We start from the raw sequence: 8,878 nt of genomic DNA, 5'->3' as shown, positions 1-8,878 counted from the left end.
ATCGGGGTCAGGCCAGCACAGTATTTTTCGGTAGTAATGAGATCACGGAGGTCTTATGGACGTTATCGGTAACTATGTAGCGCGGTACGCGAGAAATCGCGAAGAAGAGTTAACACTTGACGATTATTTGGCAGAGTGCAAGCGCAACCCGCTGGCCTATGCCACCGCCGCCGAGCGCATGCTGGCCGCCATTGGTGAGCCACAATTACTCGACACGCGCAACAACCCGCGACTGTCGCGGCTGTTTGCCAACAAGCTGATCAAGATTTACCCCGCTTTTGCCGAGTTCTACGGCATGGAAGACGCCATTGAACAAGTGGTGAGTTACTTCCGGCACGCCGCCCAAGGCCTCGAAGAACGCAAGCAGATTCTTTATCTGCTGGGTCCGGTGGGCGGGGGCAAAAGTTCGCTGGCTGAGCGCCTCAAATTCCTGATGCAAAAAATGCCGTTTTATGCCATCAAGGGCTCGCCCGTGAATGAAACTCCGTTGGGTCTTTTTGACGCCTCCGAAGACGGTCCCATTCTGATGGAGAACTACGGTATTCCTACCCGTTACCTGCAACGGATATTGTCGCCGTGGGCAGTCAAACGACTGGATGAATTTGGCGGTGATATCCGACAGTTCAAAGTGGTTAAACGCTACCCCAATATTCTTAAACAAGTCGCCATTTCAAAAACAGAACCCGGTGATGAAAACAACCAGGATATTTCTTCATTAGTGGGAAAGGTAGACATCCGGAAACTGGAGAATTTCTCGCAAGACGACCCGGATGCCTACAGTTTTTCCGGCGGCCTGTGCCTGGCCAACCAGGGACTGCTGGAGTTTGTAGAAATGTTCAAAGCACCGATCAAGGTGCTGCACCCGCTGCTCACCGCTACCCAAGAAGGCAACTTCAAGGGCACGGAAGGTTTTGGCGCCATCCCCTTTGATGGCGTTGTGCTGGCCCACAGCAACGAGAGCGAGTGGAAGGCCTTTAAAAACAACAAACACAACGAAGCGTTTCTAGACCGCATTTACATCGTCAAAGTGCCCTACTGCCTGCGTGTGAGCGAAGAGATCAAGATTTACGAAAAACTGATCCGTGAGTCGTCGCTGGGAGAATCCAAATGCGCGCCCGGCACCTTGAAGATGATGAGCCAGTTTGCGGTCCTGACGCGCCTGAAGGAGCCCGAGAACTCCAGCCTTTACAGCAAGATGGAGGTCTATGACGGCGAGAGCCTGAAAGACACCGACCCCCGCGCCAAAAGCTACCAGGAGTACCGGGATTACGCGGGCATGGACGAAGGCATGAACGGGGTCTCAACCCGCTTTGCTTTCAAAATTTTGTCCAAGGTCTTCAACTTCGACAGCGCCGAGGTGGCGGCCAACCCGGTGCACCTGATGTATGTGCTGGAGCAACAAATCGAACGCGAGCAATTTCCGGTGGAACTGGAACACAAGTACACCGGTTTCATCAAGGAACTGCTGGCGCCTCGCTACGCCGAATTTATTGGCAAGGAAATCCAGACTGCTTACCTGGAAAGCTATAGCGAATACGGTCAAAACATTTTTGACCGCTACGTGACCTACGCCGACTACTGGATTCAGGATAACGAGTACCGCGACAGCGACACCGGCGAGGTGTTTGACCGGGTCTCCCTGAACGCCGAACTTGAAAAAATCGAAAAGCCCGCAGGCATTGCCAACCCGAAGGATTTCCGCAACGAAATCGTCAATTTTGTGTTGCGGGCCCGCGCCAATAACCAGGGCAAGAATCCGGTGTGGACCAGTTACGAGAAGTTGCGTCTGGTGATCGAGAAGAAGATGTTCTCCAACACCGAGGAACTACTGCCCGTGATCAGCTTCAATGCCAAGGCCAGCGCCGACGAGGCGAAGAAACACGAAGACTTTGTCACTCGCATGGTGGGCAAGGGCTACACCCCCAAGCAGGTACGCCTGCTGTGCGAATGGTATTTGCGCGTCAGAAAGAGTTCCTGACGGTTTGACTCAGAAGGAGTTGCATGGCGCTGCATATCGTCGACCGCCGTCTGGCGGGCAAGAACAAGTCCATCGGCAACCGTGAGCGGTTTTTGAACCGCCATAAAGAGCAGATTCGCGAAGCCGTGCGCAAGGCCGTGGCAGGGCGCAGCATTCGCGACATGGAACAGGCCGAGAACATCACGATTCCCAAGAAGGACATCAGTGAACCCGTATTCCACCACGGGCAAGGCGGCGTTCGCGACACCGTGCACCCGGGCAATGTGGACCACCTGCGCGGCGACCGCATTCGACGCCCCAGTGGCGGGTCGGGGGGTGGCAAGGGTCAGGCCAGTGATTCCGGCGAGGGTGAGGATGATTTTGTCTTCACCTTGAGCAAAGAAGAATTCATGCAGATTTTTTTTGAGAACCTGGCCTTGCCGCACTTGATTCGCAGCCAGATTGGAGAATCACCGGAGTGGAAATCACACCGCGCCGGTTACACGCGCGATGGCACACCCAGCAACCTGAGCGTGGTCCGATCCATGCGCGGGGCCTTGGGCCGTCGCCTGGCCTTGGGGGCTGCAGCGCGGCGTGAACTGAAACTAAAGCAATTGCAACTTGCCGAACTCGAACAGGCTCCCTTCGGGCATGCACCCGAGATACGCGCCCTGCGCCTTGAGATTGACACCTTGACGCGGCGCCTGAAGAACATCCCCTATTTAGACCCCTTGGACTTGCGCTTTCGTGGGCGCGTCAAGACGCCGGTGCCGACCTCCAAGGCGGTGATGTTCTGCCTGATGGATGTCTCGGGCTCGATGGACGAGGATCGTAAAAGTCTGTCCAAGCAGTTTTTTATCTTGCTCTACCTGTTCCTGACCCGCCACTACGAAAAGATCGACATCGTTTATATACGCCACCACACCCAGGCGCAAGAAGTCTGTGAGGAAGATTTTTTTCATGCCACCGAAAGTGGTGGAACCGTGGTGAGCAGCGCGCTGGAGCTCATGCAAAAAATTGCGCTTCAACGCTATTCGCCCACCGAATGGAATATCTACGGTGCACAAGCCAGCGACGGCGATAACTACAGCAGTGACAGCGGGCGCTGCCGGGAAATATTGAGTGAAAAACTCCTGCCGCTGTGCCGCTACTACGCCTATGTTCAAGTCGCCGAAGATGAGCAAAACCTCTGGCAAGAATACACCCAACTGGCTCAGGAGCATGACAACTTTGCCATGCGCAAGGCCACTGATCCGTCAAAAATTTACCCTGTGTTTCGTGATCTCTTCAAGAAGGAAGGAGAAACTGCATGAACGCCCCGCTCGCCCCATCAGGCCCCAAACCGCCCGAAGAGCACCGGCATATTGACCAACCGACCAGCATGCCACTGGGTTGTGACAGACGCGTCCGGTTTGTCTTGCAGGAGCCCTTGCCATCACCACCCCGCGCCAGGGAACCTTTGCCAGCGCAAAGCGACTGGTCGTTTGAGATGATCGAGCGCTACCACGAGGTGATTCACCAAACGGCCCAACGCTTTGGTCTCGACACCTACCCGAACCAGTTGGAGATCATCACTGCCGAGCAGATGATGGACGCCTACGCCAGCGTGGGCATGCCCATCAACTACCGTCACTGGAGTTACGGCAAGGAATTTATAGCCACCGACAAACGCTACCGGCGCGGACAGATGGGACTGGCCTATGAAATTGTGATCAATTCAGACCCCTGCATCAGTTATCTGATGGAAGAAAACTCTACGGCGATGCAGGCCCTGGTGATTGCCCACGCGGGTTATGGGCACAACAGTTTTTTCAAAGGCAACTACCTTTTTCGCATGTGGACCGATGCCTCATCCATCATTGACTACCTGGTGTTTGCGCGTCGGTACATTAGCGAATGCGAAGAGCGTTATGGCATGGAAACGGTAGAGACTTTTCTGGACTCCTGCCATGCGCTGGCCAACTATGGGGTTGACCGCTATCGCCGTCCCAGCAAGAAAAGCCTGGCTCAGGAGATCAGCGATCGCAAGGCACGCGAAGCCTATGCCCAGCAACAGGTGAATGACCTGTGGCGCACCGTGCCTAAAAAGGATGAACGTGTTGAAGACGCCCCTGAAAGCCAACGCTTCCCGCTGGAACCTCAAGAGAATCTGCTTTACTTCATCGAGAAACACTCACCCCTGCTGGAACCCTGGCAACGCGAGGTGGTGCGACTGGTACGCAAAATCGCCCAGTACTTTTACCCGCAGCGACAAACCCAGGTCATGAACGAAGGCTGGGCCACGTTTTGGCACCACAAGTTGCTCTACACCTTGTACGAGGACGGCCACCTGACGGACGGCGCCATGCTGGAGTGGCTGAGTTCCCACACGAATGTTATTTTTCAGCCTCCCGTGGGGCATCGCGCTTACAGCGGCATCAACCCGTATGCGCTGGGCTTTGCCATGTACACCGACATCAAGCGCATCTGCGAGGCCCCAACCGAAGAGGACCGCCTGTGGTTCCCTGGCTTTGCAGGCAAGCCGTGGCTACCCACGCTGGACCACGCCATGCGCAATTACAAGGATGAGAGTTTCATTGGTCAGTTCCTGAGCCCCAAAGTCATGCGTGACCTGCGGCTCTTCGCCGTGCGCGACGATGTACGCCAGAGTGAACTCCAAATATCGGCGATCCACGATGAAGCGGGCTACCGAGAGTTGCGCCAATCGCTGTCGCAGCAATACGACCTGGGCACCCGTGAACCCAACATTCAAGTCTGGAATGTGAACCGCCGGGGGGACCGCGCCCTGACTTTGCGCCACACCCAGTACCAGGACCGACCCCTGGGCGACAACACGCTGGAGGTACTGAAACACGCCGCCCGGTTGTGGGGGTTTGGTGTTTCACTTGAAAGCGCTAATCAGGCGGGGATCATCACTAACCAATGGTCGGTTTCAAGCCCAGCTGGAGGTGATTAAATCGGGTGCTGGTCAGTTTTCGAGAGATTGGTTTCGGCTTTACCGGGCCGTTCGCTCAAGAAAGCATAAGCCCCATGCTGGCGTGGAATCGCGTAATTTTCAAATAGCTGTTTTGACTCAAACCGGTCTTTCACGCACCACAACGCAGTGCCGGTCATACATTTCAGAACGACTTTTACTCAAGAGAAAGCGCTCTTGTCCTCAACCGCAATATGCTGTTGCAACCAGTCTTTCAGGAAGCTAAGCAGTTCAGTGTTCACAGTGACAGAACTGGTCCTGACGTTTTCCAGCAATGCCAGAAGTTTCTCCTTCATTCGGGCATGGTAGCCGCAATGTGCATTGAGCTCAGCGTAACTATTCTTGTGCAATAGCTCTTCTTCGAAATCAAAATGGTAGATCGCATACCTGATCAACTCTTCCAGTATTTCTTCCTGATTTTCGTTACTCGATCCCTTGGTAATAATTTCCTCATAAAGTCGATTGATCAAATCAACCAGCGTGCGGTGCTGTTCATCAATCACGTCGATACCGACGCCCAGATCGTCTGACCACTCGAAGAAGCTTTTTCGAGCGGTGTATAAATCCTCTGGAAGGTATTGGATTGCAAATACGGTTATATCGTCGTATTGTGCTTGCACGCCGCGGAAATCATCTACCGCATTCAGCACGCCATGAACCAACACTTTGGCGTCGGGGTAGGTAGCAGACAACACGCCTAAAGTTCGTTTCAACGTAAAAAACTCGCGCTTGTCATTCTCTGCTTCTGTCACGCCATCGGTGTAGAGAACCAAGGTATCGCCATGCTTCATCCGGATATGGGCGAGCTCAAAGCTTGCGTCTTCGTGGATCCCGAGCAGAATGTTTTTTGGAACGTTCAGCGTCTTGAAAGGTTCATTGCTGGTACTAAACAGAGGGACATCATGACCGCAGTTGATGTAATCAAGATGGCCGGTCGAAACGTTGAGCAGGCCTACAAACAACGAAACAAACATATTGGCCTCGTTGTTTCTGCACAGCAATCGGTTAACCGTATTTACTGCTGTAGGAAACTTGCTCGGCCTTGTCATCTGTGATCGCAACAAGGCCATTACTTCCATCATGAACAAAGCAGCGGAAACTCCCTTGCCCGATACGTCGCCAATGGCAAAGACCAGATACTCCGTATCGATGGCAAACGCATCGTAAAAATCGCCTCCCATTTCCTTTGCTGGTCTGGATATGCCGAACGCCTTGATCTCTGGAAACTGCTGAAGCAGATAAGTGTTTTTTGGCAGCATATTCTTTTGAATGGCAGCCGCAATCAACATTTCTTTTTTCAGATTGGCAACAATTAACATCTCGGCCTGCCTGAGGCGCTCGGTTTCAATTTCAGCTTGTTTGTATTCACTGATATCCCGGATGATGCCGATGAACATCAACTTGTCATTAAAGTTCATCTGGCTGACGATCAAATCCATTGGAAAGGTATCGCCATTTGATCGTAGCCCGGGAACTTCGCGCCTGTTTTTGCCGACGATTGCAGGCACTTTTGTATCCAGATACCTTCGAATGTAGCCGTCATGCGCTGCCGCATAAGCCGGCGACATCAGCATGTTGACGCTTTGCCCTATTACCTCGGACGCCTGGTAACCAAATATCTTCTGCGCGGCAGGATTGAACGTGCTGATATTCCCGTCGCTGTCCATGATCACTACCGCATCAAAGATGTTTGTTATGACACTTTCCGCCATATTGGCCGCATCCTCAACCGCTGCATGCAATTCAATCGCCTTGCTGCGTATGAAAGTGGACGCAATGGTTGCCAACGTCGCTGAAACAACCACCGTGATGGCGTGTGACTCCACCAGAGTTAAACCACCTTTGAAGTAAATTTCCTTCAGGGTTTCATAAAACGCCATCAAGACGGCAACGCTGAAAAACGTGCCAAGCAGTTGCAGTTCCGAAGAAAACCTGGCAATCAGGAAGATAGGTTTTCGAAGATTGCCCGCCACATTTTTCTGGTTTTTAATCACACCATTAACTCCCCGACTTTGCCTATCTTTTGACCTGCGACGGTCCTTGTCGGCCGTCCATGAAAAATTGATTCTTCAAAAAAGCGCCCGCCATTTTCCAAAAAATAGACGACCGTTAAGTGTTCAGCGAACACAAGAGTTATTAACTTTCTTGCCACACGACCGTCATTGCCAATTGATTGGTTCCGCCGCTGTAACTGTAGGTGACTGTATTCGCGTTACCACGAATCAAAATGATGCCAAGCCCGCCGGGAAGGGCGTCATCAAGTGATTTGGGTAACGGTGCTGGCGTGAACGTTGTAGGATTAAATTTCTTGCCGCTATCGCAAAGCGTCAGCGTCGCTGCACCTGCTGACGGCTGGATGATTTCAACGGAAATGAACAAGCGCAACGGGGCAGCATGCCCCCCTTCACCGCCATGGTCAAGTACATTGGCCATAGCCTCGTTCAAGCAAACATTCAGTCGATTGAGTGCCCCCAACGGAATATGAAGTGCGGCGCCGACATCATTCAGCCATTCCGATGCCGCTCTAATTTGACTCAAATGGGGTTCGAATGAACGCTCTGCAGCAGGCTTCTCAATCGACGACATTATCGGCTGCAAACTTAACTATTGACGGACGCGCCGGCCTGTGCCAGGTCTTGAAATACGCTAATGAACGTTCCAATTCCTGTCGTATCCAATGTATTGAAAACGTCCGCATTGTCACCCACAAAAATGACAAGCTTACCGCCACGCTGCTTATTTGCTTTGGCGTTCGATACAAGTTCGCGTATGCCAACCGAGGCAATATAGGTGACAGTCCTAAGGTCTACAACAACACGTTTGGATTGCGCACACGCCAGCGCAGCGAATTTGGCGGAGACCAGGTCGATACCTGGACCATCCAGTCGCCCTCCCAGACGAACAAAGCGCACCTCTGCGCCGGAATCTTCATAATCAATAGTTGCCATAACGGGGTTCCGGGGTACATGCAGACAAAGCTGTCCACAAAATAGACTCAATATGTTTCAGTCAGCCGAAAATTATCTTATGGTTTTTGCCCAATCAAATATGACATTTTTTCCATATTTGATCAAATACATGACATTTTTATCATATTTAATCAAATGGACGTGCTCGATTAGGCTGTGACCTGCTTTGGAATCCATTCATTGCTGGCCGAACTGGAATAGTCGGAGTTCCATTGGCGTTTGGTACGGAGTTGTTGTACACAACTTTTGCTGCGAGTGAATCACGCTTGTGTTCGGTCTTCCGCCTTGGAACTTGCGGCTTCGCAAAAGGGCCAAACAGCAGTCAGTGGACGCTAGCCAGACGCTCAAAACGTACTATCGCATGGTGGCCAAGGTCATCGCGCATAAAAACGAGCGTACCCGCCATACGTGCAACGATCTGCTGAACAATCGAGAGACCTAAACCGAATCCCGGCCGACTCCGGCTTGGGTCGCCGCGGGCGAAGGCCTGTAGTAGAGCGGCCTCTTGGCCTGCGGGCAAGCCGATTCCCGCATCGCACACATCAATTTGCACAATGTCATTACCTGCAGGGCCGCGCTCAGCAGACACAGTTACCACCACTGGCGCTTTCCCGTGCATGAGTCCGTTGTCAATCAGGTTAAAGACCAGGCGCTCAATCAGCAGCTTATTCGCATTGCCAAGCAGAACGCGCCCGGGTGCCAATGTCATGCATAGCAATTCGATGGAGCACTCAAAGCGCGCAACCACCGAACCTGCCACTTCGGCTACATCCACGGTTTCGCCCATCACCAAAGAGCCAGCACGAACAAAGTCGAGAAAACTGCTTATCAGTTTGTCAGCATGGTCGACGTTGCGTGTTATGACATCAATGTGGGGCTTAGGATTCGTGAGTTCCGGTAACAACTCGGCAGCCAAACGGATACGCGAAAGGGGACTGCGCAAGTCGTGTGAGACTCCGGCCAGCAGCAGCCCACGCT

General features: G+C 52.7%; 7 protein-coding genes. 3 read left to right on the top strand and 4 right to left on the bottom strand.

Features of this window, described 5'->3' with window-relative positions; translation table 11 throughout:
* Window positions 1-55 precede the first annotated feature (55 nt).
* The 3 genes from WCG50_RS15280 to WCG50_RS15270 all read left to right on the top strand — a co-directional run bounded on the left by WCG50_RS15280 (window position 56) and on the right by WCG50_RS15270 (window position 4,913).
* Window positions 56-1,978 (top strand): PrkA family serine protein kinase, encoded by a 1,923-nt coding sequence (locus WCG50_RS15280; RefSeq protein WP_336900463.1) that lies wholly within the window; start codon window positions 56-58, stop codon window positions 1,976-1,978.
* A 23-nt stretch (window positions 1,979-2,001) separates the two neighbouring features.
* On the top strand, window positions 2,002-3,270 hold the full coding sequence (locus WCG50_RS15275) for a YeaH/YhbH family protein (RefSeq protein ID WP_336900462.1): 1,269 nt from the start codon (window positions 2,002-2,004) through the stop codon (window positions 3,268-3,270).
* Between the two features lie 68 nt (window positions 3,271-3,338).
* The gene (locus tag WCG50_RS15270) at window positions 3,339-4,913 is read left to right on the top strand and encodes a SpoVR family protein (protein ID WP_336900464.1); all 1,575 of its coding nucleotides are present in this window, start codon (window positions 3,339-3,341) and stop codon (window positions 4,911-4,913) included.
* Window positions 4,914-5,092: 179 nt separating this feature from the next.
* Here WCG50_RS15270 and WCG50_RS15265 read toward each other — a convergent pair whose 3' ends face one another.
* From WCG50_RS15265 to WCG50_RS15250, 4 genes are all read right to left on the bottom strand, one after another.
* Complete coding sequence (locus WCG50_RS15265) at window positions 5,093-6,925, bottom strand: bacteriohemerythrin (protein ID WP_336900461.1); 1,833 nt, start codon at window positions 6,923-6,925, stop codon at window positions 5,093-5,095.
* Window positions 6,926-7,067: 142 nt separating this feature from the next.
* On the bottom strand, window positions 7,068-7,517 hold the full coding sequence (locus WCG50_RS15260) for an ATP-binding protein (RefSeq protein ID WP_336900460.1): 450 nt from the start codon (window positions 7,515-7,517) through the stop codon (window positions 7,068-7,070).
* Window positions 7,518-7,531: 14 nt separating this feature from the next.
* Window positions 7,532-7,879 carry an STAS domain-containing protein gene (locus WCG50_RS15255; RefSeq protein ID WP_336900459.1) on the bottom strand — a complete coding sequence of 116 codons (348 nt, stop codon included), beginning with the start codon at window positions 7,877-7,879 and terminating at the stop codon, window positions 7,532-7,534.
* Between the two features lie 343 nt (window positions 7,880-8,222).
* The coding region (locus tag WCG50_RS15250; RefSeq protein ID WP_336900458.1) for an ATP-binding protein at window positions 8,223-8,878 on the bottom strand (656 nt) is incomplete at its 5' end.

Source organism: Rhodoferax sp. (genome assembly GCF_037143375.1).
In the GTDB taxonomy this organism is placed as follows: domain Bacteria; phylum Pseudomonadota; class Gammaproteobacteria; order Burkholderiales; family Burkholderiaceae_C; genus Rhodoferax.
This window is presented reverse-complemented; position numbering and strand designations above follow the sequence as displayed.

Coding starts and splice junctions, on each gene's coding strand:
- WCG50_RS15280 (WP_336900463.1), top strand. CDS start 56: ATGGACGTTATCGGTAACTATGTAGCGCGGTACGCGAGAAATCGCGAA.
- WCG50_RS15275 (WP_336900462.1), top strand. CDS start 2,002: ATGGCGCTGCATATCGTCGACCGCCGTCTGGCGGGCAAGAACAAGTCC.
- WCG50_RS15270 (WP_336900464.1), top strand. CDS start 3,339: ATGCCACTGGGTTGTGACAGACGCGTCCGGTTTGTCTTGCAGGAGCCC.
- WCG50_RS15260 (WP_336900460.1), bottom strand. CDS start 7,517: ATGTCGTCGATTGAGAAGCCTGCTGCAGAGCGTTCATTCGAACCCCAT.
- WCG50_RS15255 (WP_336900459.1), bottom strand. CDS start 7,879: ATGGCAACTATTGATTATGAAGATTCCGGCGCAGAGGTGCGCTTTGTT.